This window comes from Epibacterium sp. HA2-3, from assembly GCF_055693725.2.
Genome location: NZ_JBVFUL020000002.1, coordinates 401,744 through 426,737, shown reverse-complemented (window position 1 = coordinate 426,737; position 24,994 = coordinate 401,744). Strand labels below are relative to the sequence as shown.

Genomic DNA, 24,994 nt, shown 5'->3' with positions numbered 1-24,994 from the left:
CCTTATCGCGGCAGGGTTGAATGTCAACACCCCGCTCCGGCGGGGCTTCCCGCGTCTATTCCCCATCATCTAAGGAGGCCATTATGCCCAGAGCAGGCGACGGCACTTATACTCTCCCATCGGGATACCTTGCTACCGATGATCAAACGGCAACAGCGGAGCAGCACAACGAGCCGCTTGAGGATCTTCAAGCAGACGCGAATAGCGCGCGGCCGATCACTGCTGGCGGCACCGGCGCGACAAATGCTGCCACCGCTCTGGCCAATCTTGGGGGCGCAACATCAGCGCAGGGGGCCAAAGCTGATGCCGCGATGCCCAAGGCCGGAGGCACATTCACTGGTCCGGTAAAGCTGCTGGAGGTCCAGGAGACGGTTGTCGCCCTCACCGGAACGACTCCTGATGTCGACCTTGAGGCTGGCACCTTGTTCACGCTCACTACAAGCGGCAACACCACATTCACGTTCAGCAACCCCGCAGATAGCGGCACGGCAAGCGCCTTCACGCTTCGGCTTACGGCTGGTGGAACGCACACGATCACTTGGCCCGCATCGGTCGATTGGGGTGGGGCGAATGCACCCGATGCTCCAGCGAGTGGAGAGACCGATGTTCTGGTCTTCTTTACCATGGATGCCGGCACAACATGGTTCGGTTTTCAGGCAGGGGATGCAATGGGATGAGCCTGATTTCTCGCTTGATGATGCAGGCCGCCGCCGGAACTGGAGGGCCAAGAATTGAGGACGTATTCAAGGCCACGGCCTACACCGGTGATGGCGCTACTTCGAGGGATTTCACAGGTGGCCCGAACATGCTGGGACTCGGCGGCCTCGCTGTTCATAAGTCCCTCAGCATGTCTCAGATTTGGCTCTGGGAAGACACACTTAGAGGGGCGGGCAACTATCTGACCAGTACGTCTACTTCCTCTGAGGGCACAGCAGCCGATACGGTCAAGTCGTTCGACCTGGGCGGTGTGACTATTGGCTCAAATCTCTGGCTCAATAGCGCGAGCCATACCTATATCCAGTACCTGTTCGCGCGATCGCAGGGCTTTTTCGATGTTGTCGAGTTTACCGGAGACGGGACCGCAGACCGCGCCATTCCCCACAACCTTGGCGTTGCTCCGGGCATGATCATTGTGAAGTGGAAGGGTGGATCGTCTGATTGGTGGGTGTATCACAAAGATAGCCTCGATGCTTTTTCCAACCCGCCCGAGGCTCACTACCTTCGCCTTCAGGGAACATTTGCAGGTACGACTGTTGCGAATATATGGGGAACCGCACCAACAGACTCCGTTTTCTATGTTGATGACAACACCGGCGGGCCAAATGCAACGGGCAGAGCGTGTGTTGCTTATCTGTTCGCGCATGATCCTAGCGCGGAGGGCCTCATCCAATGCGGGGGATATACCGGCAACGGGAACGCCAGCGGCCCTTCCGTCTCGCTGGGATGGGAGCCGCAATTCGTTATGATCAAGCGGACAAAGGACGGTTCCTCAAACGAATGGCGGGTTTACGACAATTTGCGCCCATCGGGTGGTGCTGCGACCGGCCGAGTTAGCTTTGAAAGCTCTGGCGGGGAAGTCACCGACAATCCTCTCATCAGCTTCACACCAACTGGATTTACTCTTGATTCAGCGGTTGCGTCGGTCAACGCCAGCGGCGGCAACTACATCTACATGGCAATCAGAGCGGAGGGCGTCTAATGCAGGCACTCATTCAAAACGGCGCGGTTGCGCAATTCCCTTACAGCCTCGCACAGATGAAGCGGGATAACCCTGGCACCAGCTTCCCCCGTCGCGTGGATTTGCCTTTTGAAGCCGTTGTTGGCGCGCTCGTAGATGTGATCCAAGAGGATCGTCCCGCTGTTCCCGATGGCAGCGTAGCGGTTCCAAATGCGGCACCAGCTCTCGTCGGTGGTAACTGGGTTCTCGGCTGGACGGTGCGGGCAAAGACACCTGAAGAGGTCGCAGCCGAACGTGATGCAATGTCTGTTCCGCGCGGTCAGTTTGCTGTCGCTGCAGCCGGGGCAGGGCTCGTGACTGAGCAGGAGGCCTTGAATTGGGCAGGCGGGAACAGCCTTCCTGCTACCGTCAACGCAGTGATCGACGCCTTGCCCCAAGCTGAGCAACTGCCTGCGAGGGTCGAGGCCCTGACGGCGCTGAACGTGCAGCGCATGCACCCCCTTGTGCTGATGCTGCAAGCGTCTCTCGGCTTGACCGATGAGCAGACAGACGGGCTCTTCGCCTAACTGGTACATCCGCCACGGGGACGGGTACCTCACCACAACTGAACTCGCATGGGAGATTGGGGCAAGGGGCTCCGGTCTCTTTCTCTACGTGCCTCCAGGCTTTGCCTTTGACGTCTCGGTTCCTCGCTGGGCCGGGTGGATCTTCGACCGGCACGATCCCCGCTATCTGAAAGCCGCTGCGCTGCATGATTACGCCCTCCACCGGCTTGGCTGGGGGCGGGTCAGCGCGGCTGCACCCTTTTCCGAAGCGCTGCGCGCCGCTGGCGTCTCGCGCATCCGCAGGCTGGCAATGGTTCTGGCCGTCACGATCCACAAATGGAGGTAGGAATTTGACCGATGATGAGTGGAAGCGGACCACAGAAGCGCGCCTCGCCGCCCTGGAGACGCGCAACGCAGTCGATGATGTCCATAGGATCAATGTGGAAAACCGACTGACGTCGATCGAAGACACATTGACCTGGCTCGTGCGCCTCGTGATGGGAGCGATCATCATGGCCGCAATCGCCTACGCCCTAAAGGGAGGCTTGAACCTTGGCTAAGATCTTACCAGCGATGCTGGCCGCCATCTGCGCAGTTTTCATTGTCTCAGTGGGAGGACAGATCGAGGGGCATTTCGCTCCGGTTGCGGGTCAAACCCAGTTCGATCGCATCGAGCCTGTTGGCGAAACCAGTGTGCGGATCGCAGGGCGAAGCATGAAGCTGCGGGAGTGCAAGTTTGTCCGCATCGAGATCAGAACCGGGCGCGGAACGGTTGCTCCCATTCAGTTCGAAGAAGGTACCGTTGATCGCGGTGCCGGCCGTTTTGGTTTTGGTCCTTGGTTGGTGCAGCTGACTCCACAGCAGCTGCAAGGCGCCCGGGCCATCGTCTATCACCGGTGTCACCCGCTCTGGCTGACAGAGACCCGCTGGTATCCGTAGGCCAGCAAAGCTCACCAAAACTCTAACCGAAAGGAACGACCATGTTCACACCGAACTGGCGTGCAGATCTGCTGCGCGCATATTCCGCTTGGGCCTTCTATGCGCTGGCTTTGATTACCATTGCGCCTGACCTGATTTATTATGCCTTCGAACTCGACACGAACCCGGCGGTCTGGTCCGTGCTGCAGCTTTGGGTGATTGCCCTGGGCATCCTTGGCCGGATGATCCTTCAAAGCGCTCAGGGCGCGCTACGCCGCCGTATTGTTCAGGCGCTCCTCATCATCGGCACCCTACTCTTGGCAGGACAGGCCATAGCTCAGGCGACAGAGCGGGCCACCATGCGGGTGCTGGTGCCTCATGTGGTGAAGTGGGAAGGGGAGCATCGATGCGATGACAACCCGGCTCTGCACTGCGCCTACCTCGATATCGTCGGCGTTCCTACGGCCTGCTTCGGAGAGACACAGGGCATCAAGCTCGGGGATCGCTTCACCGATCGGCAGTGCTCTCAGATGCTGAAGCGTCGGCTCGCTGAAGACTACCGCGCCGGTCTGCATCGGTACTTCACGGCAGAGACCAAGGCCAAGCGCCTGACCGCGTACCGGGATGCTGCCTATGTGTCGCTTGCCTACAACGTGGGTATTCGCGGGGCGGGGCGATCTACGGCCACCCGGCGGCTGAATGCGGGCGATGTGGTCGGCGGCTGTAAGGCCCTCGGCTGGTGGAACAAGGCAGGCGGGCGCATCGTGCGCGGCTTGGTCAATAGGCGGAGCGAAGAGGTCGCGCTTTGTTTGCAGGGGCAGGGGTGATCGATTGGCGGCTCGGTATCGCCGCTGCCTTGATCGGTGGCGCTCTGCTGTTTGGGTACAAGTGGGGAGCCGCAGACTGCCGTGCTGAGTTCCAGGCGCGTGAACTGGCCCACATTGAAGCTGGGCGCAAGCTCGATGAGGCTCGCAGGGCCGCAGAGCGCGCCCGCGATGCTCTATCCCGTCAATTGGAGGGGGAAGCCCATGCGGACCCTATTGCTGTTCCTCAGTGCCTTGGCGCTGGCCGGGTGCGGCGGCTCAACGCCTTACGTTGACGGCGCTGACCCTTGCGATCTTCCTGTGCAGATTCCGGAGCGATGGCTCTCGGATCGAGAGGTGGAGCTGCTTTGGGCGCGCGATAGGCGCGAGCTGCTAGATTGCGGCGGAAAGGTCGAAGCCCTCAGCGGCCGAAAGATTGCAAGCTGAGAGAAGGGTCGAGAACGGCGGCGCGATATCTCCCAGGGGGAAGCGCGCCGCCATAGATCTTAGGCACTATTGGGCGTTTTGTACCTGCCGTCTTTATCGCATTAATTTCTTGCGAACATGTAAACATCGAAAGGGTTCCGCGCTTGTGTTTGCAAGAGCAAGTTTACGTGGTGTTCACCGTTGGCGAGTCACACTGTAACCGTCCTGTGATTGGTATAAGTGAGTGCAGTTCAAGTGCACAGGATCTGGGTTTAAGTCTAACTGGTCCCGCTTCGGCGGGGCCTATTTTGTTTGCGTGATATGAAAAAGTTCGTATGAAGAACGAGCGCGCCTGACTGAGTGGCAGAGACTATTGGCGCTCCTAGTAGCCTGTAGACCTCAACTACGGGCGCAAACGAAGCCCCGCCGGTGAGCGGGGCTTTTTCGTTTTTTTGAACAGCGCCTTATCGTGCGTTTGCTCAAGGGTCGCCTCATCATATCCAACTGGGTTGCCGCGCAGCTGTGGTGTATCGGTTGTGACCAGTTGGCTCATCAAGTGGAGTTTAGCTAGAACAAACCGGCTGACTTCGCAGCCAAAGCTGCCTGTGTTCGGTTTTGGACTTCGAGCTTTCTGCATAACGTTCGAACATGGAACTTTATGGTGACTTCTTCCAGCTCCAGCTCACGAGCGATTTCTTTGTTGGTCTTGGCATTACACACGCCCTCCAATACTTGGATTTGCCGCGGGCTTAGACCATCCAAGAGGGGGTGAGTTGGTGCGACTGTACTCTCGATTAGCAAGTCATGCGGGATGAAGACTTCGCCAGCGCACATAAACTTCACTGCGTTCGAAAGAGTAAGGCCACTAATAGTCTTGGGCACAAAGCCGGCTGCCCCAGCGTCAAGAACTTCCTTTGCAAGTCTTGGTGAGCCACTACCAGAGAGAATAGCCACGCCTTTCCCGCCATTTGCCACGAGAGCTCTCTTCAGGACCTCAATACTGTTCATCCCCGGCATCTGGTAGTCCAGAAGAACCAGGTCGAATGATCCGTCTGTCTGCATAGCATCGAATGCGGCGTGGGCATCGCAGACCGCCTTGACATCGATTCCACCGTCAGCGGTAAGGTAAGCGGCAATCGTTTCACGCACCATATCATGGTCATCGGCCAGTAGCACACGCATCAGTTATCTCCAGAAAACACCCCAGACGAGCGCTCAAATTAGTTGCTCAAGTTTAATCGTCGATGAACAGAGCAGTTATTCAGACGTCGGGAATTTCTGGACTGAAATCTGCGAGGCACAGAAAGCCTGCGTTGCAAACTCCGCATAATTCTTGGTATGACAGATGATCTTTGCTGCAGGCACGCGACTGTGAGCGGACCCCCACCGAAGGTGCGTCTGCCTACCACCTTCTAGCGGCGGGGATACGGATTAGGGAGGACTCTTTAGCGACGTTCGCACTGATGTGGAAATATCGATCAAAATTTTCAGAGTCTTACTCGAATAATTCGCGACGTTCGTTCAGTCTTGGAATCTTCTGCTTCAATTCGCATTCTTGGTCTGATCTTCCAAGATTTCCGCCAGTCGTTGCAGATATTCGATAAGGAGCGGCTTACTAGAGTAATCCTTTACCACTGCGAATTGTGCTGCACGTTCCTTGTCTCTCGGGTTGAGCGAGGTTGTGAGCATCATGACGACAACACGTGCGAAGTGTTCACCCAATTCCGCTGTCGCGGTTTCCAAAAACTCGAACCCATCCATGCGGGGCATGTTAACGTCCAGCAGGATTGCATCCACTACCGGTCTGTCGCCTGCCTGCCTCAAGTGGTCAAGCGCCTCTTCCGCTGAAAGAAACTGTATAAATTCCCCGACCAATCCAGAGCGTTCGACCACTCGCTTGCACATGTGATGGTCAATCTCGTTATCGTCGATGAGCATTATCGAGCCTATAGGAGATGAAGTACTCATGTGTTTCGCTCCGGTAAAGATACGGTGAAAGTTGTGCCTTGGCCAAGCTTCGAAGAGACTTGAATATCCCCACCATGGTTTAGCGCCACGCGACGGCAAAGCGTTAAACCTAGACCCGCCCCCGCAACTTCATCTTCGCGGTGCAAACGTTTGAACATCTCAAAAACTCGGTGTTGATGCGCCTCTGCTATGCCCAAGCCGTTATCTGCTACCGAAAAACCAGTTTCTTTCGCGTCAGCAGCGTCGAGTTTAGAGACAACCACAACCGGCGGACGCGAGGGATCGCGGTACTTGATGGCGTTCTCGATAAGGTTTTGTAACAACACCCTCAATTGGGTGTGGTTGCCTAACACATTGGGAAGGTTTTCGTCGATCGAAATTTCAGCACCTGTCTCGGCCACGAGCGATCCCAGCATATCCCGAACACGCGTCCCGACATCGTACAGCGAAACGCTCTTCCACACAGGCTCCTCGCCAATTAACCGCGTGTAGTCCAGCATGTCATCAACAAGGCTGCGCATTCTATTTGCCGTTTCTTGCGCCATCTGCAGCAGCTCACGCTGTTCTTCTGACATGCCGCCATCGTCCGCAATAGCGATCTCTCGCAGTAGCATGTCCATTGTATTAGAGGGGGACTTAAGATCATGGGAAATACTATAAGCAAAGCTGCGCAGTTCTTCATTGGCCGCAGCAGTTTCCCTGGAGGCAGCGTTTGCTCTTTCCTCAGCAAGTTTGATCGCCGTCAGGTCATTGTGCGCGCCCAACATACGGATGGGTTTTCCTGTTTCGTCACGGATAGCAATGCCTCGACACCGGACCCAAACCGTCGATCCATCGGCGTGACGATACCGCACAATCTGATCATAGGGGTGATTGGGATCTGCGCAGTGCTTTTCAAAATTCTTGAGAGCAACCTCGAGGTCTTCTTTGAAAATGATGTCCTGCCACTCTACCGGGTCGTGACGCTTTGTGGTGGGATCTATGCCAAATAGCGCCCACATCTCGGGGCTCATCCATTCTTTGTCAGGCTGCTGAAGATCCCAGTACCAAACCCCGTCAAGCGACCCTTGCTGAACAAAACGCCAAGCCTCCGCATCCTGTTGGAAGAGTGCATCAAGCTCTTCTTCTAGGTAGTGTTTTGCAGAGGTTGGCTCGGAAACTGCTTGTGCATTTTTTGTCATTTTTTACCTGACCACCAAATAACCGTGTCACTGAAACATGCACAAAATTCCTATCTGCATCGTGTTAAGAATGCATAAATTATTTAGCTGCTCGACACGGCCGCAGGCCAATCAGCCGACTATTCGCTACATGACATTCTATAGACAATTTGTCTCTCAAAACGCATTCACTGATCAACCATCGATTTGCCACTCGAGGCTGGTGCCTGCCGAGTGCAAGCGTTGCGATGGTGCGGCACGGTGAAGGAAGCGCGGGCCGGAGCCAACCTACGGTGTCGCCAAATGATCGAGTGGCCGTGGCTTGCTGGATACAGATGGTGTAGGTTCATCCGGTGTGCCGCTTCGGACTGGCGATTTATGTCTATGGCGCTGATACAACTTGCTCAATATGGTGGCGCAAGAGCTAAACGCAGCCGAAGGTCGTAAGTCGCGAAGCAAGGCCTGACAAGGGAGCTCCGCATGTCGCTTGACCCGACAGATACGCGTTGCCGACCGCTGCCGGCGGAGAGTGTCGAGGCGGTCGCGCCTGATGAGGCCTTTCCCAAGGTGGCGCTGCGCCACGGCGTGGGATCTGCCGAACTAAGCGCAATCAAGCGCGGTGTATAAACGCCGCCTGAATACAGCTAAGGAGCGAGTGATGGGGAAAATTCACATCGATCACCGCGTGGTAATCAGAGACGCTCAGGATCGCATTGTCTCAGATGAGCACTTCGAGAGCTTCGCGGTCGCCGAAGTAGTTTACCGGCGAACGGTCGCAAGCACCTCTCGAGATTTGGAGGTGACGCTCCAGCACGGCGCGCGCGTCGTCTTTCGTGCGAGTGGCCAGAGTTGACATGGTAAGAAGGCAGAGCCCAATGAGAGCGAATGAAACTGAGCGCGCTTCATGGATTAACTGAAGAGGGTATGCTTTTTAGTTCGCTGAACCTGCCTGAACCGGGAACATTAGGGAAACTAGGTTTTCCGCCCATTGATAACATTGCTTTTTGGGATCTAAGTTCTTGTTCTGTCGTCGGAGACACCCCCTCCTAAGGGGCAGGTTGCAGGTTCGAATCCTGCCGGGGTCGCCAGTAAGGATTTGATCTCACAGATTGTCAGGTCGTTGGGAGGTCGACCCCGGTGCGGAGGGCGGCGTCGACCTCCTGCTTCATGGTGGTAATGGCGTCGATCAGTTGCGCCCTGAAGGCCTGAGGTGCGAGGGCCGGGGTGGCGTATCCTGGTGTCAGAACAGACACGCTGTTGCTGATCTCGGGCCGAAAGCGCTTTATCGCCAAAGTGTTGTGGGTGTCGTTCTGCAGCATGTAGCTATAAGCGGTGATCATGTCGCAGATCATGTAACAGGCGCCGGCCATCACAAACTGAAGCCCCGGCAGAAACGTACGCAATTCAAAACGTTTGTTGAGCGAACACCCCGCCGCGCGAAAGACATCTTCGGTCTGAATCGCGGTGGCGTGCTCCTCAAACAGGACCGCCATCGGCTTTCCGTCCAGATCCTGCGGCTCTAGAACGGGTCGGGTCGCCAAGGGATCGCCTGCGGGCACCACACAGACACATTCCAGGTCAAAGTCGACCTGCTCGATCGAGGCGCGAGGCGAAGGAGTTTCAGAGAACCCGATGTCATATTGTTGCGAGGCAATCAGATCTTCGATGACATCCGACGATCGCATGATCAATGCAACTTCAAGGTGATCTTTGTCTGCGAGGAAACCGGTCAGCAACCGGGGAAGAAACACGCTCGAGGCTGCCGGGTGACACGCGATGCGCAGCTTGCCTTCTTCGAGGTTGCGGATGCGTTGAACGGTGCGCTCGGTTCGATCAATCCGGTCCAGGATCGCCTCGGATTCCTCAAAGAAATATCTGGCCTCCGGAGTTGGGGTGAGTTTTCCGTGCTCTCGGACAAAGAGGGCAAAGCCCAGCTCCTCCTCGAGATTTGCGATCATAGTGCTTACCGCAGGTTGTGTGCGACCAACGGCGCGTGCGGCCTGTGAGATCGAGCTGCTACGCATCACCTCGCGGAAAGTGGCCAATTGGCGGAGCGTGATATTCATGGAGATCCATAGAGCAGATTGATGGTGTCAGAAAAAGTTTAAATTTGATTTTATACGGCAGTCCAGAGAAATCCTTCGGTATTGGCGCATCAGACGCCACGAGGGAGAGACCATGGATCGTTTTGCCAAGTATCTGCTGACAGGATTGATCCTGATCGTTGCCCTTGGACAGTTTGTACAAGTGATCACGCGCTACGTCCTGCAGGTGCCCGTCATGGGGCTCGAAGAGACGATGCTCTATCCGACGCTCTGGCTGTACATTCTCGGGGCCGTCAACGCGTCGCGTGAGAACACCCACATCAGAGCAAATGTGCTTGAGATCTGGCTGACGTCGGAGCAGCAGCACCGGGTTCTGGCGATTGTCGGCGAGATCATCAGCCTTGTCATCGGGCTTTGGTTGCTGAGCTGGGCCTGGGACTACACCCGCTATGCCTGGCGGGTCTGGAAGGAAAGCCCAACCCTCTACATCCCCACGTTTTATGCCGATGTGGCGCTCGTGATCGGGCTGGCCCTGATGATGATTTACACCGCCTGGCACCTCTGGGGCCACGTTCGTAGCCTGATGAAAGGATCGGCTCAATGATTGAGATCGCGCTGCTCGCTATTGCGGTTCTTGTTATCACGCTGACGTTGGGCGTGCCTCTGCCCTACTGTTTTGGCGGCGCCTTGATGGTGATGTATTTCGTCGGTGATGTGACCATGAAGGGCATGGTGCTCTGGGGGTTCCAGCAGCTTGGAAACCCGGTGCTTCTTGCAATCCCGCTCTTTGTGCTGGCTGGCACGATCATGTCGGAGAGTGGGATCGCCGCCTCGCTTCTGCGCTTTGTGAATGCCTTTATCGGGCATGTGCGTGGTGGTCTGGGCGTGGTGGCAGCAGTGAGCTGTGCCATCATCGGCGCGATCTCTGGCTCCGGTCTCACGGGGATCGCGGCCATTGGGCCGTTGCTCATCCCGGAAATGGAAAAACGCGGCTATCCGCGTGAGTACGCAACCGCACTGATTGCCAATTCATCGATCCTGGGCCTGCTCATTCCGCCGTCGGTGACGATGATCGTTTATGGCTGGGTCACGGATACGTCGATCCTTGCGTGTTTCCTTGCGACCCTCGGCCCTGGCCTCTTTATCATGTTCAACTTCTCGGTGGTGAACCTGTGGATGGCGCGCAAGTTCAATCTGCATCTTGATGAGAAACCAAGCTTTACCGAACTGACCAGCGAAGTAACCAAGAGAGGCATCAATGCCTTTCCGGCGCTGCTCATGCCGATCATCATTCTCGGTGGGATCTACGGGGGGATCATGACCCCGACAGAGGCGGCCGCCATTTCGGTGATCTATGCGATCCCGGTTGGGTTCTTCATCTACAAGGGGCTGCGTTGGGAGAACTTCCTGTCCGCAGGCAAAGAAGCCGCCACTGCGGTTGGCGCGATCATGGTGATGATCCTGTTCTCGATGATCCTCGGACAGATGTATGTCTACGAGAGCATCCCGCAGCGGCTCGTCAGTGCGATCTTCGGGATCACCGAGAACAAAGTCATCCTGCTGATCCTCATCAACATCCTGCTGTTCCTCGTTGGGATGGTCGTGAATGACGTGACCGCGATCATTCTGATTGCGCCGTTGCTTCTGCCCCTGATGCAGGCCATTGGCGTCAGCCCCATCCAATTTGCAGCCATCATGGGCGTGAACACGGCCATGGGCGGTGTGACCCCGCCTTATGCGTCGATCCTCTATTTGGGCGCGCGCATCGGCAACGTGAAGGTCACCAAGGTGATCCCGCCCGCGATGATCCTCATTGTGACCGGCTATGTCCCTGTCGTCTTCCTGACGTCGCTCTGGCCTGATCTCTCGCTCTTTCTGCCGAGCTTGTTCGGCTACTAACCCAATGATTCAACAGAGGAGTAACCCATGAAACATGTTCTAACCGGAACAGCTGCAGCTGCGTTGATGGCCCTGGCGGGCGTCGCCACGGCGGCCGATCTCAAGATGAGCCACGTCCGCCCCCAGGACGCAACAATCGATGTGGAACTGCGCGCTTTTGCCGAGGATGTCTCCGAGGCCACTGGCGGTGATGTAAGCATCAATATCTTCCCGGCTTCGGCTCTTGGCGACTACACCACAGTGCAGGAACGCATCAGTGTTGGCGCCATCGACATGGCCACCCAACCGGCGGCCACCGCTGCGGACCGCCGGATGCAGATCAGCTCGTTCCCGTTCCTCGCGAGCAATTGGGCCGAAGCACAGGCGATCTATGGTCCCAATGGCCCGGTGCGGAATGTCATGGGGGAGCTTTATGCCGAGCAGGACATCACGATGCTGGCCGCCTATCCGGTTTATTTCGGGGGCATCTCGCTTAATACCGATCCGGTGAACCCCGGTGATCCCACCCAGTCCAACGGCATCAAGGTGCGCGTACCCGGCATCAAGAGCTTCCAGCTCACGGGCGAAGCCCTGGGTTACATTCCGTCCCCGATCCCCTTTTCCGAAGCCTTTACGGCCATCCAGACCGGCGTTGTCGATGGTGTGATCGGGTCGGGGGCAGTACGCCTCATTCCGCGATGTGACCAAAGCCTATGTCCCGGCCAACACCCATTTTGAGGTCTGGTACATGATCATCTCGAATGAATCGCTTGCCGAACTCGACGCCGAGGATCAGGATGCCCTAAAGGCGGCCGCAGCCGCATTCGAGGCGCAGCGCTGGACAGTTGCCGAGGAGGATCAAGGCAAGTGGGAGCAGCGTCTGGCGGATGAGCTTGGTGCCTCCGTTGTGCGTCTTTCGGATGCTGAACTCGGTGCGATGGCGGACAAGGTACGCGCCGATGTGTGGCCCGTCGTCCTGCAGGACGTTGGTGCAGACTGGGGGCAGAGCATCCTCGACAAGATCGGGAACTGAGTTTCATTCAGTCGAAGCGGCGGGATCGCCCGCCGCTTCGACTTCATTTCAGTAGGCGGGCATCCCCTTTGGATACGGATTATGCAATCATCGGCGGTGGCGTGGTGGGGCTCTCAATCGCTTGGGGGCTGCTCAAACGCGGAAAGCACGTTGTTGTTCTGGACGGTGAGGATGGTGGCTTTCGGGCAAGCCGGGGCAATTTCGGCCTTGTCTGGGTGCAATCAAAAGGCCTCAATCAGCCGAGATACGCAGAGTGGTGTCAACAGTCCGCCGCCGCATGGCGCGGTTTTGCGGATGAGCTGGGTGAGGCCACAGGGGGCAATCTTGGGCTGGAGCAGGACGGAGGCTATGATTTCCATTTCTCCGAGGAAAGCCTTGAGGAGACGGTTGCCAAATACGAGGTTTTGAAGGCCAAGCTCGGGGGGAATTACCCCTATGAAGTCTTGCGCGGCAACGCGCTACGTCGTGAAGAACCCGAAATCGGTTCTGCTGTGGTCGGCGCGATCCTCCATGAACAGGATGGGCATGTGAACCCCTTGCGCCTGTTGCAGAGCTTGGCACAGGCGGTCCGGGGACTGGGGGGGCGCATCTTGACGGGAAAATCCGTCGTGGAGGTCGACAAGCCCCGCGATTTCCTTGTGACGTGCAGTGATGGAACCCAGGTCCGTGCAGAGAAGGTCGTTCTTTCTGCGGGTCTCGGTGCCGCAGAGCTTGGTCCCAAAATGGGGTTTCGCGCGCCGGTTTCTCCGCTCAAGGGGCAGAACCTTGTGACGGAAAAACTTCCACAGTTCATCAACCGCCCCTCGCTCTATGCGCGGCAAGTCAATGAGGGCGGCGTCCAGATCGGTGTCAGCACCGAAAAGACGGGGTTTGAGGATGGCGTTACCCTCGACACGCTGTCGTCGATCGCCGCCAAAGCACTTGAGGTCTACCCCTGTCTCAAAAGCGCGCAGGTCGTGCGCACATGGGGGGCGCTTCGGATCATGTCTCCAGACGGGCTACCGATCTACCAAGAAAGCGCTGAGATGCCCGGAGCGTTTCTCGTGACTTGCCACAGCGGGGTGTCGCTCGCTGCAGCGCATGCGCGGTTCCTGCCCGACTGGTTGGAAAAGACCGCTGCGGCCCCTGATCTGGAGGTGTTTCGTGAAGACCGTTTCCAAGTTTGAATATGCCTTCAAGCAAGGTCCGCTTGTGACCGTCAGGTTCGACGGGGCGCCCTTGCAGTTGCCCGACGGCGAAAACCTGGCGGCGTCCCTGCTGGCCGCAGGTTTGGGACACATACGAAGGTCACCCGTTTCTGGCGCGTACCGTGCTCCCTTTTGCATGATGGGAGCTTGTTTTGAATGCCTCGTCGAAATCGACGGGATCACGCGACAAGCCTGTATGGTCGACGTCGAAGATGGGCTTGTGATCAAGACCGCGAAAACACCGGGAGGTGTGTGATGGATTGTGATCTGGCAATCATCGGTGCGGGTCCCGCTGGCATGGCGGCCGCAGCGACGGCACGTAGGGCAGGCCTTTCGGTAACCTTGCTGGATGAGCAACGCCGTCTCGGCGGGCAAATCTATCGCGACATTGAACGCACCACGAAAGAGCGCGCCATGGTTCTGGGGACAGACTACCTGGCGGGCCGTGGGCTGGTCGATGCGCTTCATGAGGCGGGGGGCTCTTATGTTCCAAATGCAACCGTGTGGCAGGCAGATCCGGACGGGGGCATCAGCTACTCCGTTGAAGGCGCAGCAAAACGCCTGACTGCCGGTCGGATCCTGATTGCAACCGGCGCGCTCGAGCGTCCCGTGCCTGTACCGGGTTGGACCCTGCCCGGGGTCATGACGGCCGGGGCAGGGCAGATCTTGCTCAAACAATCGGGTGTGCTGGCAAAAAGAGCTGTGATCGCAGGGTCCGGGCCGCTGATCTATCTGATCGCAGCACAGATGGTCCGTGCAGGGACGCCGCCGCTTGCGCTTGTTGAAACTCAAACACCACGCGATTTTTTGCTTGCACAAAAACACCTCTTTGGGGCCTTGCGCGGTTGGCGGTATTTGAAAAAAGGCCTTGGCTTGATCGCGGAGTTGCGTCGGGCGGGCGTGCAGCGATACCGCGGTGCCTCCGGCCTGATGATCAAGGGTCAGGGCCGCGCCGAGGCTCTGCATTTTGAATGCGCTGGCAGAGCGATGGAGCTCGAATGCGATACAATCTTTCTCCATATGGGCGTTGTGCCCAATACGCAGCTGAGCCGCGCGATGGGGCTGGCGCATGACTGGCACAGCGATCAGCGCTGCTATCGTCCGGTGACAGATGACTGGGGGCGCACATCCGCTCCACAGGTCTTTGTTGCGGGCGATGGCGCGGGGATTTCGGGCGCTACAGCGGCTGAATATGCGGGGCAGGTTGCGGCACTCAAGATTGCTGAGGATCTGGGCCATTTGACGCCGACCGCCCTGTCGGAGCATGGCCGACCGATTGTAAAAGCGCTGGCGCGTGAACGCGCCATTCGGCCCTTCCTTGATCTGGCATACCCGCCTGCACGAGAAGTCCTGGCCCCATCAAACGGCACCATCGTGTGCCGATGCGAGGAAGTCACCGCAAGCGACATCCGCCGCTTTGCCGCCATGGGATGTGACGGGCCAAACCAGACCAAAGCCTTCAGTCGCGCTGGCATGGGCCCGTGCCAAGGTCGTTATTGCGGGTTGACGGTTTCGACATTGCTCGCCAATGCCAATGGAAGAACGGTTGCTGAAACCGGATATTATCGCATCAGACCCCCGATCAAGCCGCTTACCCTTGGTGAGTTGGCGCAGCTCGATGACACCGGCGGGGGCGGAAAAGAAGGAATGGACCTCGGATGATCGAACGTATCGAAACCTCCGCTCGGATGAGCAAAATTGTGAAGCACAACGGCGTAGCCTATCTCTGTGGTCAGGTGGGCAGCGGCGATACCGTGGCCGAGCAGACCCGCGATTGTCTAAGCCGGGTAGACGCCTTGTTGCGAGATGCGGGGTCCTCGCGTGAACAGATGCTTCAGGCCATTGTCTGGCTGGCGGATATGGCGGATTTTGCCGAGATGAACGAGGTCTGGGATGCCTGGGTGCCCGAGGGCCACGCCCCTGCGCGGGCCTGCGGCGAGGCAAAGCTCGCCCGGGCAGAGCTCAAGGTGGAGATCATCGTGACAGCGGCCTATCCGGTCGACTGACGGCGCCCCCAAAGAGGCGCAGCGTTGCCCTCTTATTCGTGCTTCGCGAACGTTCAATCCGCCATGGCGAGGATCGCGTGGCTGGAATGCATCGTGGCGTTGGGCCTAAGGGGGACGTCTGTTCCACCGGGCGTCTCGCGCCTCTGAGCAAGTCTGCGTCCACAGGTCGATGCAGGACAAGGCATCGCAATTCGCTCAGACGGGACCAGCCAATAGTTCTGGCGACTAGATCTGTCTCGAACGCGCCTACGCTGGGCGCGCGATCATCGCATCGATGGGTGCGCGTCAGTGACGGGCCCGGGCTTGGGTATCCCGAAATGCAGCTGGAACAACCGTCTCTTCCTCGTCATCTTCTTGATCCGGAAGGGTCATTGGGGGCGGTAGCTTCAAGGAAAATCGAATAAGGGTGCCGGAACTCACATTTGGATCGCACCAGATCTCACCATCGTGGCGTTTTGCAATCTTTGCGCAGGTCGCAAGGCCAAGCCCGCTTCCCGGCAGATCGCTACTTCTTTGAAGCCTCTTGAAGGGTTCAAAAATGCGTTTGCGATACTCTTCTGGCACGCCGATCCCATTGTCTTGAATCGCAAACTGAACGCCAGAACTAAGCTGTTTGACAGAGATGTCGATTTGGGGCTGCTCCTTACTGCGATACTTTATCGAATTGCTGATAAGATTTTGAAGCAATTGAGAAATATCTGGAGGGAAGCAGGAAACGCTTATGTCGTTGTGCTCAGTAGAAATGATCGCGTCGCTATTGGCGATGTCTTGCGAGATCGCCAGACAAGCGGACTCCACAAGGCTCTCGGCCGCAATCATCTCCGGCGCGCCTTCGCTGTGAGGGTTGATGTGACTTGCAAGCCGTTCGATCAAATCGGACATCTTGGAGACCGACTTCTTCATCAAATCGAATTCTCTTGTGACTTCATCCATATCCCCGGCTGCGAAATCCTCAAGGATCTGATCGCTGAGGAATTTGATCGCCCGAATAGGCGCGCGCAGGTCATGGACGAGCACATCCGAAAACTGCTGGAGTTCTTTCTGGTGTTCCTCGATACGCCATTTCATCCGGGCCACCTGAAGGCCATTTGCGATCATTCTTTGCAGAGCCCCAGGAGTGATTGCTGATTTTGAAATATAGTCAGCGGCACCACTCAGGATGGCGCTTTTTGCAATCTCTTCATCCCCCTGACCGGTCATGATAAAAATCACGCAATGCGGCCAACGGCGAAAGAAGCTGGACATCAAGTCGATACCGGATATGTCGGGTAGTTGATAATCCAGAAAGATGACTTCGACTTCTTCATCGACAAATGAACGCGCTGTTTCGCCGCTTTCGGCTTCGAGTATGGAATTTGTCGGATAGAGCTTGGACAGATGGCGTCGCATCATTTTGCGGTCACCCGCATCATCATCGACGATCAACATTTTCTTCTCATCCATATTTCAAACTCCTAACATCGGCGGCGGTGAACTCCATGAGGAAAAGGCGAGGTGTGTTTGTGCCCAGGTGAGGCCCAATATCGAGGTTGCAAACTGGTGGGGTCTCCGCCTCTTTTGAAGAAGGGAAAGAGCATAGGAATGACGTCATGCTGCTTTGTCCTCCTCCTGAACGATTTCGTCTGGCCAAGAGAATTCAAACACTGTTCCACGCTCGCCGTCGGAGAGAACATCGATTTTGCCTCCAACCACTTCGATATGTTTCTTCACAATCGCCAATCCCATTCCGCTGCTTTCTAGCTGGTCGCGAGAGCGCAATGTTCTGAAGATGTCGAAAATCCGGTCGTGATAGGCGGGTTCGATCCCGGGGCCATCATCTTCGACGCGAAAGCGCATGAACCCGTCACTATGTTCGACATCGATCGATACAAAGCCTGAACCTCGATCGTGGTGCTTAATACTGTTGCCGATCAGATTCACGAGGACCGTTTCCAGAGGCATTTTCTGGACAGTCAAATGGTAGAAGTCGTCCGAAAACACGATCCGGATATTTTCAGGGACGTCCAGGAGTTCCAGGATGCTCTCTGACAATTGGACCCCTGTCACCTTTTCGACCGAATCCGCAACCCGCCCGATCCGCGAGTGTTTTAACAGATCACTGAGCAGGGCTTCCATGCGGCGGGCACGGTTACGCAGCAGATCCATGCTCTCTCGTGTGTCGTCGGTCAGATGGGGGCGCAGATCTTCTTCGAGCCAGGAAACGGCATTCTCGATCACCCGCAATGGCGCCTTGAGATCGTGAGACGCTATATAGGCAAATTGATCGAGTTCGGCATTGGAGCGCCTGAGGGCGGCAATCAGCGCTTCGGACCTAGCGGTTGCCGCCGCGCGCTCCGTCACATCGCGGATCAGGGCCACAAAGCGGCTCCCCTCAGCATAGGACGTATGCCGCATCACGAGATTGATGACGATGGGTTCGCCCGCTTGTTTCTTGAGAGAGATTTCGCGCTGTTGTGGAGGCTGATCCCCGCGAGCGGAAATGGTTTCGCAGAGGATTTCCTTTCCGTCCTCCTCATCAAAACCCAGCATCTCAAAGAGATTTCGCCCGGTGAGATGCACGCTGTCTTCATCCAAGATCCTGCAGGAGGCAGGATTTGCGTCTTCGATGGTGCCGTCTGGCAACAGGGTCACGATGCCTTCGGCCACATTGGTCAGGACCATATCCAAACGCTGTGTTTCACGCACCAGATCGCTGGTCAACTGTTTGAAGTTATTGGCAATGAGTGTGACTTCGTCGCCGCCCTTCGACAGGGAGCCGGCCTGATCGCCGCGCAGGCCCGCGCTTTTCTTGATCTCGTCGATGAGGTGTTCGAGCGGTGACAGCAATCGTGCTGCAAAGACATATCCAAGCCCCGAGGCAAGAAGGGTCAGCACAAGGGCATGGGCGAAGTTTCTCCAGAGTTCGTGCCGAGCCTGTTGAAAGAGAGCCCCGGCATCAATGTCGGTGGCGATGAAGAAATCGAATGGCACATGGGCGTCGGAAATAGGGACGGAGCTGAGGTAGAGGTTCTCATCACTGCCCAGATCGATCAGCTGACCTACAGATTGTTGCGCAACCACCTTGAAGTCGAGAACCCGTGGGGTTTCTTCGGGAGAGAGCACAAAGCTCTGATCGTCGGTCGCAAGCGGGAAGGCGGGTTCGACATGGTTTTGGATAACGTAGTAGGTCCGCCCCAGCTCTCCTTCGTACTCCGGCACGGAGAGAAGTTCGGAGAGAACCGCGTTGATGACCACCGCGCCGATCACGGCCCCGTCGTCATTCACCAATCTCTTGATGGAGCGCAGTGTCGGGGGGCCGACGACACTCCCTTTTTCTCGGTTGCGCGTCACGTTTGAAAATAGCGAGTCATCGGTTTCAACAGCTTGCAGCAGCCTGATGTAGGGCTCATCACCTTTCTGCTGCAAATCCGTGGGGGCAACATGACTGACCTCACCCGCAACAAAGTTCACCCGAACGATTTCGGACCAATTGTTCTCCGGCAAAAGAAGCCGGATCTGGCTATAGCCGCTCCGATTGGTCAGCACGCTTTTGAACAATGTCTCGAGACGCACAAGCCAATCCTGCAGGGACGACCCGTCCAAGGGATCGGTGAGTTCAGCGGATTGGCGCGTGCGCAGAATCCCAGAAATGGGGGGGAACCCGATAAGGGTTTCGGCGTCCTGACGCATCGTGGTCAGGGTGTCCTGGATGTATCTCGCATGCGTTTTGTGATCTCGCTCCAGCAGTTGCTCTGTGTGAGTGTGGATCCGGGCAACGGTGTCACGGTAGTTTAGAAAGAAGAAGGCGCTGAAAGCCGCCCCTGAAACGATGAAGATGACCAGGGCGACCTTGAGTTTGATCGGCAATCGTTTTGGCGACATGCACGCCACCTTTCTATGGGAGGGAGATCATCGAGCTTGGACGGGCATGCGACGGTCACTCAGAAAGATCTCGAAAAGGCCCATGGAGGATCACTGAATGCGTTTGCGAAGCTCGTTTGCCGTGAGCTTGCGGCCCGACCCAACCACACTCTCCAGATCGTCCATAAAGACCACAAGATCCTTCGCGCCACGCTCAAACATGGATAGGTTGGCCAGAAGCGTCGGATCGATCGAATCGTCGCCGCGCGCCTGCATCTTGACCGCGCGCACACCCATCAGGCTCCGGCGCAGAAGCTCGCGCATCTCGGGGCCGCAGCTGACCATAAAGCGTTCAAAAATCCCTTTGAGCTCGGATTCCGAATTGCGCGCCTCTGAAAGGGCGCCGTAGAGCGCGCGGCGCTCAATTGCGGAGGTCACGGATTTGATGAGGGCGTCGACGGTCAATTCATCCTTCACGATGTAGTCTGCGCATCCGCGGCGCATGGCCTCCACCGCAATGTGATAGTCGACCGAAGAGGTCAGCATGATCGGAACGGCGTTCACCTGGTCTTCATGGGCGAGCAGAATGCTCAGGGCATCCAGACCCGTATCCATCCCGAGGTTGTGGTCGATGAACACCAGATCATAGGTCTCGACCTCGAGGCATTCTCGCAGCTCATTCAGGTTCGCGGCTTCGGTGAAATCCACCATCAATCCAGCTTTGCGGCAGGTTTTTAGCAAGCGCATTCGGTCGATTTCGTCATCATCAATTGAGAGGACATTCAGCAAAATCGGCTTTGACTGGGACGTCAATGCGAAGTCGTGGATATTGGAATTCGACATGTCTTGACCTTCTACTCTAAACAAAAAATGCGCATGCATGCAGCATTTGGATCAACCAGCACTCTGGAATGATACCATCGCAGGGCTGTCCTATTAAAAAGAAAGTCTTGTCGAATTGAATTAAGGAACTCCTTCCTCGCGAGAAGAAAATCTCGATACGCCCGGTTAGAGAGAGATTTTTCTGTAAGTTTTGCGCCGTTTCGAGAGTTCTGGATCGGGTGCACAGGCCTTGGGACATGCAACCAGAGGCGCGCGGGGCTACTCTGTGGAGATTGCATCGCGCACTGGTGTTGCCTTGTCGGTTTGCGACGGCATAACGCCGGGCGCGTCAGTAGCCCGGCGTATGTCTCTGCCCGAAACGCGAGGCCTGTCAGACCGTCAGGTCCTGCGTCAGATACGTGCCATCGGGTGTAGTCGCGGGCTCTTTTTCGGCGGGGGCCGCCGACGGGTCCTCGCGCAGCGATTTGCACAGGCCCCAGATCATCGCGATCAGCAGGAAGGAGATCGGGAATGCTGCCGCGATGAGGGCCGTCTGCAAGGCGCTCAATCCGCCCGACAACAACAATGCGATCGCGGTTGCACCGATCCCGATACCCCAGATGACGCGGAACTTGTTGGGCGGGTTTTCGTCGCCCATCGACAGCATCGTGGTGATCACCAGCGTTCCTGAATCCGCTGACGTCACAAACCACGACACCAGCAGAACCGTCGCCAGCAGCGACATCGGCCAGGCGGTCCAGCTCATGTCACCCATCCAGGACGTCTCGCCGATGTTGGCAATGGTGCCGTACAGCGCTCCGGGCAACTCCCAATTGCGGACGGTGGCAATGATGCCTGCGCCGCCTTCAGCCGCTGGTCCACCGGCCATGTGCATCTCTTGCCAGATCGCGGTGCCGCCGAAGATGCAGAGCCAGAAGAAGACGGAGATAGTCGGCACGCAGAGCACCCCAACCATGAACTCACGGATGGTGCGGCCATAGGAAATCCGCGCGATAAACATGCCCACCAGCGGTGCCCAGGCGATCCACCACCCCCAATAGAAGATGGTCCAACCGCCCTGCCAGGCGACATTTGGTTCTTCGGTTGCGGTCCAGTATCCCATCGGGATGAAGTGCCACAGGTAGTCCCCGACTGAGGTGATGAAGAACGCCATCAGCCATTTTGCTGGTCCCAAAACCAGGAACCCCAAGAGCAGAGCGATCGAAAGCCAGATGTTCCATTCCGAGATAAAGCGGATGCCGCGGGCAACGCCTGATACGGTCGAGGCAGTGGCGATGACAGATACGATCACGATAAGCACGATTTTCAGGGTCAGGGTTACTTCCAATCCGAACAGCACGTTCAATCCCGTCGCGATCTGCGTGGAGCCCAGTCCCAGCGAGGTTGCAATGCCAAACACCGAACCAAACACCGCCAGCAAGTCCACAAGATGCCCCCACGGGCCGTAAATCCGCTCGCCTAGGATCGGATAGAGCGTGGAGCGCATGGTCAGAGGAAGCCGTTTGCGAAACCCGAAATAGGCGAGACACAAGCCGACCAGCACATACAGCGCCCAACCGTGAAAACCCCAGTGGAAGAACGCCACCCGCATCGCGTCCCGGGCGCGCAACATGTCCATGTCCATATGGCCCGCCATATCGGCGTGTGGGTTATTGGGATACCCAAAGGCGCCGGAATTGTCGAAGTAGAAGATCGGCTCTGCCACGCCAAAGAACAGGATGCCGACACCGATCCCGGCCGAAAACAGCATCGCAAACCAGCTGAACTTGCCAAACTCGGGGCGCGAGTCGTCCTCTCCAAGCCGCAACTTGCCAAATCGCGACCCCATCAGCCAGAAGCAGAAGAACATCACGCCGATCAGCAGCGAAATGTAATACCAGCTGAACCAGCCTTCGATCCAGGCGCGCACGGACGCGTATAGCCCGCTTGCCAAGTCCACGTTCAACACGGTGAAGATGACAAAAAAGGCGATCATTCCTTTTGCGGCAGTGCCCATCCCCGGATGGAGACCGGCAAAGAAGCCGGACTTCGCCACCAGGTGGCTCTTGGAGTTGTTATCAGACATTCAGTCCTCCCTTTGATCTGGTTGGTATTGCCCTCGTTGTCCTCCGCCGCGGGCAGCCCGTTGTTCGGGCGGTGTGGTGTTCTTGCGTTCTCCGACCGCTGGTATTCAAAAAAGAGCGGGCCGAACCGGGGAGGACATCCGGCCCGCGAAGGGAAAGCCCGTCAGCGCAGCTGCCGGGGTCCCAAGTTATCCGCGCTGTCCGACGTGGCGCCCGGCGCCTTCCGGCAGCGGCAGTCCCGCGTGGGCGGCGGCATAGGATGTCAGCTTGTCCGCTACTTCTGGCGAGGGTAGCGAGGTGCCGCGCGCGTTCAGGTCCATGTGCAGGAGCAGCGTTTCCACAGTTGCCGCCAGCTTGCCCGCAGGGCCGAACAGGCGGTGGAACAGGTGCATCTTTTTGCCGGTCCCCTGCAGCACCTGAGTGGTCACGGTCAGCGCATCGCCCTCGTGCAGTTCATCGAGGAAGCGCACGTGGTTCTCGACGGTGAAATAGCTTTGACCTGCGGCGATATAGTCCGCATCCGCGCCGATCAGTTCCATGAAACGGTCGGTCGCCTGCGCCGATGCTTCGGTGTAATGTGCCTCGTTGATGTGCCCGTTGTAGTCGGTCCAGCTCTGCGGAACCGGGCGGCTGACGGTGATTGGCAGTTCAACTGGGGCCGGCACCGGAAGCGTTGCCTCGTGAGTGTTGATGACACCTCCCGCACCGCTGCCGGATTTCTTCAGCGCGCGCATCATGCCAACGAGGTTGTCGTCGCGCAGACGTTCCAGCGCGCGGATAGACAAATGGCCGGATTGAGCGTCCGACTGGCCCGCGATCAGATCGACAAGCTCCTCGGTGAACTCCGGCACATCCATCAGCTTGGTCCAGGGCCATTCCAGTGCTGGGCCGAACTGCGCCATGAAATGCTTCATACCTGCTTCGCCGCCCGCAATGCGGTAGGTTTCAAAAAGCCCCATCTGAGCCCACCTGAGGCCAAAGCCCATTCGGATCGACTCGTCGAGCTCTTCGGTGGTGCAGATGCCGTCCTTGATCAGCCACAGGCCCTCACGCCAGACGGCTTCCAGCAGCCGGTCGGCGATATGCGCGTCGATTTCCTTGCGCACGGTCAGCGGGTACATCCCCACCTCGCGCAGCAGATCCGAGGCCTGTGCGCAGCTGTCGGCATCGCCCACCAGCTCGACCAGCGGCAGAAGATAGACCGGGTTGAAGGGGTGGGCCACAACGGCGCGCGCGCCTTTGGCGTTGAGTTCAGAGGGCTTGAAGCCGGACGTCGAGGACCCGATGATCGCGCTCTTGGGCGCATGTTCCTCGATCTGTGCGTGGATCTTGTGTTTGAGATCGAGCCGCTCCGGCACGCTTTCCTGAATCCACGCGGCCTCTGCCACCGCCTCGGCCATTACTGAGTGGAAGGTCAACGCGCCTTCGGCCGGTAGTGCCTTGTCATAGAGCGAGGGCAGCGAGCGACGGGCATTGGCCAGCACTTCGTTGATTTTGCGCACTGCCTCCGGGTCGGGGTCGAATACGCGCACATCCCAGCCATTGAGCAAGAACCGCGCAGCCCAACCGCCCCCGATTACACCACCACCGATGATTGCTGCTGTTTTCATGATCTATCCTTTCGGGGAAACTGCGTACCCTTGCGGGGCAGGGGCCTTGCGCGGCTCATGCCGCCACCGGCGCACGTTTGGTGAGGCCCAGTTTTTCGCGGACTGCATCGGGGCCGACGATTTTGGCGCCCATGCCTTCGATCACGCTGACGGCGCGCTCGACCAGCTGGGCATTGGTGGCCAGCACGCCTTTGTCGAGGAACAGGTTGTCCTCAAGGCCGACGCGCACATTGCCGCCTGCCAAAACCGACGCTGCGGCAAAGGGCATCTGATCCCGGCCCAGCGAAAACGCCGACCAGGTCCAGTCCGACGGCACATTGTTGACCATCGCCATAAAGGTGTTGAGGTCATTCGGTGCCCCCCAGGGCACCCCCATACAAAGCTGGACCAGCGCGTTTGGCTTCAGAATGCCTTCTTTGACCAGTTGCTTGGCAAACCACAGATGTCCTGTGTCAAAGGCCTCGATCTCGGGTTTTACACCCAGATCCGTCATCATCTGTCCCATCGCCCGCAACATGCCGGGCGTGTTGGTCATCACGTAATCCGCCTCGGCAAAGTTCATGGTGCCGCAATCAAGAGTACAGATCTCCGGCAGGCATTCGGCGATATGGGCCATCCGCTCGGTGGCACCGATCATGTCTGTTGCGGCCTCGTTGACCGGCAGCGGTGCTTCGGTGGATCCAAACACGATGTCGCCGCCCATGCCCGCGGTCAGGTTCAGCACCACGTCCACTTCGGAGTCGCGGATGCGATCCGTGAGTTCGCGGTAAAGCTCAAGTCGACGAGAGGGCGCGCCGGTTTCCGGGTCGCGCACGTGGCAGTGGACCACCGCAGCGCCTGCTCGGGCTGCTTCGATTGCGGAGGCGGCGATCTCTTTGGGCGAGCGGGGCACATGGGGGGACTTGTCCTGGGTGCCGCCTGAGCCGGTTACGGCGGCAGTGATAAAGACGTCTCGGTTCATGTTGAGGGGCATGGTCTCGCTCCGTTGAGG

25 protein-coding genes and 1 pseudogene are annotated in these 24,994 nt (G+C 57.6%); 16 read left to right on the top strand and 10 right to left on the bottom strand.

Annotated features, from left to right (window positions below; genetic code table 11):
- Positions 1 to 83 precede the first annotated feature (83 nt).
- The 8 genes from ACZ1HH_RS16500 to ACZ1HH_RS16465 all read left to right on the top strand — a co-directional run bounded on the left by ACZ1HH_RS16500 (position 84) and on the right by ACZ1HH_RS16465 (position 4,391).
- Positions 84 to 677 (top strand): hypothetical protein, encoded by a 594-nt coding sequence (locus ACZ1HH_RS16500; protein WP_472635392.1) that lies wholly within the window; start codon positions 84 to 86, stop codon positions 675 to 677.
- On the top strand, positions 674 to 1,699 hold the full coding sequence (locus tag ACZ1HH_RS16495; RefSeq protein WP_472635391.1) for a DUF7483 domain-containing protein: 1,026 nt from the start codon (positions 674 to 676) through the stop codon (positions 1,697 to 1,699). Before ACZ1HH_RS16500 ends, ACZ1HH_RS16495 begins: the two co-directional genes overlap by 4 nt.
- Positions 1,699 to 2,244: a hypothetical protein gene (locus ACZ1HH_RS16490; protein ID WP_472635390.1), complete on the top strand. Its 546-nt coding sequence runs from the start codon at positions 1,699 to 1,701 to the stop codon at positions 2,242 to 2,244. The genes ACZ1HH_RS16495 and ACZ1HH_RS16490 overlap by 1 nt, the downstream gene beginning before the upstream one ends.
- Positions 2,216 to 2,569, top strand: a complete 354-nt coding sequence (locus tag ACZ1HH_RS16485; RefSeq protein ID WP_472635389.1) for a DUF1353 domain-containing protein — start codon at positions 2,216 to 2,218, stop codon at positions 2,567 to 2,569. The genes ACZ1HH_RS16490 and ACZ1HH_RS16485 overlap by 29 nt, the downstream gene beginning before the upstream one ends.
- Before the next feature lie 4 nt (positions 2,570 to 2,573).
- Entirely contained in the window at positions 2,574 to 2,783 is a 210-nt protein-coding gene (locus ACZ1HH_RS16480; RefSeq protein WP_472635388.1) for a hemolysin XhlA family protein, read from the top strand.
- Positions 2,784 to 2,796: 13 nt separating this feature from the next.
- Positions 2,797 to 3,162: a hypothetical protein gene (locus tag ACZ1HH_RS16475; RefSeq protein ID WP_472635387.1), complete on the top strand. Its 366-nt coding sequence runs from the start codon at positions 2,797 to 2,799 to the stop codon at positions 3,160 to 3,162.
- 41 nt (positions 3,163 to 3,203) lie between these two features.
- Complete coding sequence (locus ACZ1HH_RS16470; RefSeq protein WP_472635386.1) at positions 3,204 to 3,968, top strand: lysozyme; 765 nt, start codon at positions 3,204 to 3,206, stop codon at positions 3,966 to 3,968.
- A 201-nt stretch (positions 3,969 to 4,169) separates the two neighbouring features.
- Positions 4,170 to 4,391, top strand: coding sequence for a hypothetical protein (locus tag ACZ1HH_RS16465; protein WP_487320523.1), 222 nt, complete (start codon positions 4,170 to 4,172; stop codon positions 4,389 to 4,391).
- Positions 4,392 to 4,937: 546 nt separating this feature from the next.
- On the opposite strand, the gene ACZ1HH_RS16460 is transcribed toward ACZ1HH_RS16465, so the two are convergent.
- The 3 genes from ACZ1HH_RS16460 to ACZ1HH_RS16450 all read right to left on the bottom strand — a co-directional run bounded on the left by ACZ1HH_RS16460 (position 4,938) and on the right by ACZ1HH_RS16450 (position 7,519).
- Positions 4,938 to 5,552 carry a response regulator transcription factor gene (locus ACZ1HH_RS16460; protein WP_472635385.1) on the bottom strand — a complete coding sequence of 205 codons (615 nt, stop codon included), beginning with the start codon at positions 5,550 to 5,552 and terminating at the stop codon, positions 4,938 to 4,940.
- Positions 5,553 to 5,912: 360 nt separating this feature from the next.
- Complete coding sequence (locus tag ACZ1HH_RS16455) at positions 5,913 to 6,338, bottom strand: response regulator (RefSeq protein ID WP_472635384.1); 426 nt, start codon at positions 6,336 to 6,338, stop codon at positions 5,913 to 5,915.
- Positions 6,335 to 7,519 carry a sensor histidine kinase gene (locus ACZ1HH_RS16450; protein WP_472635383.1) on the bottom strand — a complete coding sequence of 395 codons (1,185 nt, stop codon included), beginning with the start codon at positions 7,517 to 7,519 and terminating at the stop codon, positions 6,335 to 6,337. The genes ACZ1HH_RS16455 and ACZ1HH_RS16450 overlap by 4 nt, the downstream gene beginning before the upstream one ends.
- A 459-nt stretch (positions 7,520 to 7,978) precedes the next feature.
- Here ACZ1HH_RS16450 and ACZ1HH_RS16445 point away from each other — a divergent pair, with 459 nt between their 5' ends.
- A complete protein-coding gene (locus ACZ1HH_RS16445; RefSeq protein WP_472635382.1) occupies positions 7,979 to 8,125 on the top strand; it encodes a hypothetical protein in 147 nt (48 codons plus the stop codon).
- A gap of 485 nt (positions 8,126 to 8,610) precedes the next feature.
- Here ACZ1HH_RS16445 and ACZ1HH_RS16440 read toward each other — a convergent pair whose 3' ends face one another.
- Positions 8,611 to 9,564 carry a LysR family transcriptional regulator gene (locus tag ACZ1HH_RS16440; protein ID WP_472635381.1) on the bottom strand — a complete coding sequence of 318 codons (954 nt, stop codon included), beginning with the start codon at positions 9,562 to 9,564 and terminating at the stop codon, positions 8,611 to 8,613.
- A 112-nt stretch (positions 9,565 to 9,676) separates the two neighbouring features.
- On the opposite strand from ACZ1HH_RS16440, the gene ACZ1HH_RS16435 reads away from it, so the two are divergent.
- The 7 genes and pseudogenes from ACZ1HH_RS16435 to ACZ1HH_RS16405 all read left to right on the top strand — a co-directional run bounded on the left by ACZ1HH_RS16435 (position 9,677) and on the right by ACZ1HH_RS16405 (position 15,647).
- Positions 9,677 to 10,147 (top strand): TRAP transporter small permease, encoded by a 471-nt coding sequence (locus ACZ1HH_RS16435; RefSeq protein ID WP_416369907.1) that lies wholly within the window; start codon positions 9,677 to 9,679, stop codon positions 10,145 to 10,147.
- Positions 10,144 to 11,442, top strand: coding sequence for a TRAP transporter large permease (locus ACZ1HH_RS16430; protein WP_472635380.1), 1,299 nt, complete (start codon positions 10,144 to 10,146; stop codon positions 11,440 to 11,442). Before ACZ1HH_RS16435 ends, ACZ1HH_RS16430 begins: the two co-directional genes overlap by 4 nt.
- Positions 11,443 to 11,469: 27 nt before the next feature.
- A pseudogene (dctP, locus tag ACZ1HH_RS16425) lies at positions 11,470 to 12,454 on the top strand (TRAP transporter substrate-binding protein DctP).
- A 68-nt stretch (positions 12,455 to 12,522) separates the two neighbouring features.
- A complete protein-coding gene (locus ACZ1HH_RS16420) occupies positions 12,523 to 13,620 on the top strand; it encodes an NAD(P)/FAD-dependent oxidoreductase (RefSeq protein WP_487320522.1) in 1,098 nt (365 codons plus the stop codon).
- Positions 13,598 to 13,897, top strand: coding sequence for a (2Fe-2S)-binding protein (locus ACZ1HH_RS16415; protein WP_472635377.1), 300 nt, complete (start codon positions 13,598 to 13,600; stop codon positions 13,895 to 13,897). Before ACZ1HH_RS16420 ends, ACZ1HH_RS16415 begins: the two co-directional genes overlap by 23 nt.
- Positions 13,897 to 15,303, top strand: coding sequence for an FAD/NAD(P)-dependent oxidoreductase (locus tag ACZ1HH_RS16410; RefSeq protein WP_472635376.1), 1,407 nt, complete (start codon positions 13,897 to 13,899; stop codon positions 15,301 to 15,303). Before ACZ1HH_RS16415 ends, ACZ1HH_RS16410 begins: the two co-directional genes overlap by 1 nt.
- Positions 15,300 to 15,647: a RidA family protein gene (locus tag ACZ1HH_RS16405; RefSeq protein ID WP_416369913.1), complete on the top strand. Its 348-nt coding sequence runs from the start codon at positions 15,300 to 15,302 to the stop codon at positions 15,645 to 15,647. The genes ACZ1HH_RS16410 and ACZ1HH_RS16405 overlap by 4 nt, the downstream gene beginning before the upstream one ends.
- Positions 15,648 to 15,932: 285 nt before the next feature.
- Here ACZ1HH_RS16405 and ACZ1HH_RS16400 read toward each other — a convergent pair whose 3' ends face one another.
- The 6 genes from ACZ1HH_RS16400 to bcoG all read right to left on the bottom strand — a co-directional run bounded on the left by ACZ1HH_RS16400 (position 15,933) and on the right by bcoG (position 24,976).
- Positions 15,933 to 17,090, bottom strand: coding sequence for a sensor histidine kinase (locus ACZ1HH_RS16400; RefSeq protein ID WP_011536915.1), 1,158 nt, complete (start codon positions 17,088 to 17,090; stop codon positions 15,933 to 15,935).
- Positions 17,091 to 17,234: 144 nt separating this feature from the next.
- Positions 17,235 to 19,508 (bottom strand): sensor histidine kinase, encoded by a 2,274-nt coding sequence (locus ACZ1HH_RS16395; RefSeq protein ID WP_487320521.1) that lies wholly within the window; start codon positions 19,506 to 19,508, stop codon positions 17,235 to 17,237.
- 90 nt (positions 19,509 to 19,598) lie between these two features.
- Positions 19,599 to 20,330, bottom strand: coding sequence for a response regulator (locus tag ACZ1HH_RS16390; RefSeq protein ID WP_416369915.1), 732 nt, complete (start codon positions 20,328 to 20,330; stop codon positions 19,599 to 19,601).
- A gap of 370 nt (positions 20,331 to 20,700) precedes the next feature.
- A complete protein-coding gene (locus ACZ1HH_RS16385; protein WP_472635373.1) occupies positions 20,701 to 22,395 on the bottom strand; it encodes a BCCT family transporter in 1,695 nt (564 codons plus the stop codon).
- A gap of 186 nt (positions 22,396 to 22,581) precedes the next feature.
- Entirely contained in the window at positions 22,582 to 24,003 is a 1,422-nt protein-coding gene (locus ACZ1HH_RS16380) for a carnitine 3-dehydrogenase (protein WP_472635372.1), read from the bottom strand.
- A 55-nt stretch (positions 24,004 to 24,058) separates the two neighbouring features.
- Positions 24,059 to 24,976, bottom strand: a complete 918-nt coding sequence (gene bcoG / locus ACZ1HH_RS16375; RefSeq protein WP_472635371.1) for a 3-dehydrocarnitine:acetyl-CoA trimethylamine transferase BcoG — start codon at positions 24,974 to 24,976, stop codon at positions 24,059 to 24,061.
- Positions 24,977 to 24,994: the final 18 nt, after the last annotated feature.

What these genes read in the sequence shown, in the direction of transcription:
- ACZ1HH_RS16450 (WP_472635383.1), bottom strand. Translation starts at nt 7,519, where the DNA reads ATGACAAAAAATGCACAAGCAGTTTCCGAGCCAACCTCTGCAAAACAC.
- ACZ1HH_RS16440 (WP_472635381.1), bottom strand. Translation starts at nt 9,564, where the DNA reads ATGAATATCACGCTCCGCCAATTGGCCACTTTCCGCGAGGTGATGCGT.
- ACZ1HH_RS16460 (WP_472635385.1), bottom strand. Translation starts at nt 5,552, where the DNA reads ATGCGTGTGCTACTGGCCGATGACCATGATATGGTGCGTGAAACGATT.
- bcoG (WP_472635371.1), bottom strand. Translation starts at nt 24,976, where the DNA reads ATGCCCCTCAACATGAACCGAGACGTCTTTATCACTGCCGCCGTAACC.
- ACZ1HH_RS16390 (WP_416369915.1), bottom strand. Translation starts at nt 20,330, where the DNA reads ATGTCGAATTCCAATATCCACGACTTCGCATTGACGTCCCAGTCAAAG.
- ACZ1HH_RS16470 (WP_472635386.1), top strand. Translation starts at nt 3,204, where the DNA reads ATGTTCACACCGAACTGGCGTGCAGATCTGCTGCGCGCATATTCCGCT.
- ACZ1HH_RS16430 (WP_472635380.1), top strand. Translation starts at nt 10,144, where the DNA reads ATGATTGAGATCGCGCTGCTCGCTATTGCGGTTCTTGTTATCACGCTG.
- ACZ1HH_RS16490 (WP_472635390.1), top strand. Translation starts at nt 1,699, where the DNA reads ATGCAGGCACTCATTCAAAACGGCGCGGTTGCGCAATTCCCTTACAGC.
- ACZ1HH_RS16500 (WP_472635392.1), top strand. Translation starts at nt 84, where the DNA reads ATGCCCAGAGCAGGCGACGGCACTTATACTCTCCCATCGGGATACCTT.
- ACZ1HH_RS16410 (WP_472635376.1), top strand. Translation starts at nt 13,897, where the DNA reads ATGGATTGTGATCTGGCAATCATCGGTGCGGGTCCCGCTGGCATGGCG.
- ACZ1HH_RS16405 (WP_416369913.1), top strand. Translation starts at nt 15,300, where the DNA reads ATGATCGAACGTATCGAAACCTCCGCTCGGATGAGCAAAATTGTGAAG.
- ACZ1HH_RS16400 (WP_011536915.1), bottom strand. Translation starts at nt 17,090, where the DNA reads ATGGATGAGAAGAAAATGTTGATCGTCGATGATGATGCGGGTGACCGC.
- ACZ1HH_RS16395 (WP_487320521.1), bottom strand. Translation starts at nt 19,508, where the DNA reads ATGTCGCCAAAACGATTGCCGATCAAACTCAAGGTCGCCCTGGTCATC.
- ACZ1HH_RS16385 (WP_472635373.1), bottom strand. Translation starts at nt 22,395, where the DNA reads ATGTCTGATAACAACTCCAAGAGCCACCTGGTGGCGAAGTCCGGCTTC.
- ACZ1HH_RS16445 (WP_472635382.1), top strand. Translation starts at nt 7,979, where the DNA reads ATGTCGCTTGACCCGACAGATACGCGTTGCCGACCGCTGCCGGCGGAG.
- ACZ1HH_RS16465 (WP_487320523.1), top strand. Translation starts at nt 4,170, where the DNA reads ATGCGGACCCTATTGCTGTTCCTCAGTGCCTTGGCGCTGGCCGGGTGC.
- ACZ1HH_RS16455 (WP_472635384.1), bottom strand. Translation starts at nt 6,338, where the DNA reads ATGAGTACTTCATCTCCTATAGGCTCGATAATGCTCATCGACGATAAC.
- ACZ1HH_RS16435 (WP_416369907.1), top strand. Translation starts at nt 9,677, where the DNA reads ATGGATCGTTTTGCCAAGTATCTGCTGACAGGATTGATCCTGATCGTT.
- ACZ1HH_RS16380 (WP_472635372.1), bottom strand. Translation starts at nt 24,003, where the DNA reads ATGAAAACAGCAGCAATCATCGGTGGTGGTGTAATCGGGGGCGGTTGG.
- ACZ1HH_RS16485 (WP_472635389.1), top strand. Translation starts at nt 2,216, where the DNA reads ATGAGCAGACAGACGGGCTCTTCGCCTAACTGGTACATCCGCCACGGG.
- ACZ1HH_RS16495 (WP_472635391.1), top strand. Translation starts at nt 674, where the DNA reads ATGAGCCTGATTTCTCGCTTGATGATGCAGGCCGCCGCCGGAACTGGA.
- ACZ1HH_RS16475 (WP_472635387.1), top strand. Translation starts at nt 2,797, where the DNA reads ATGCTGGCCGCCATCTGCGCAGTTTTCATTGTCTCAGTGGGAGGACAG.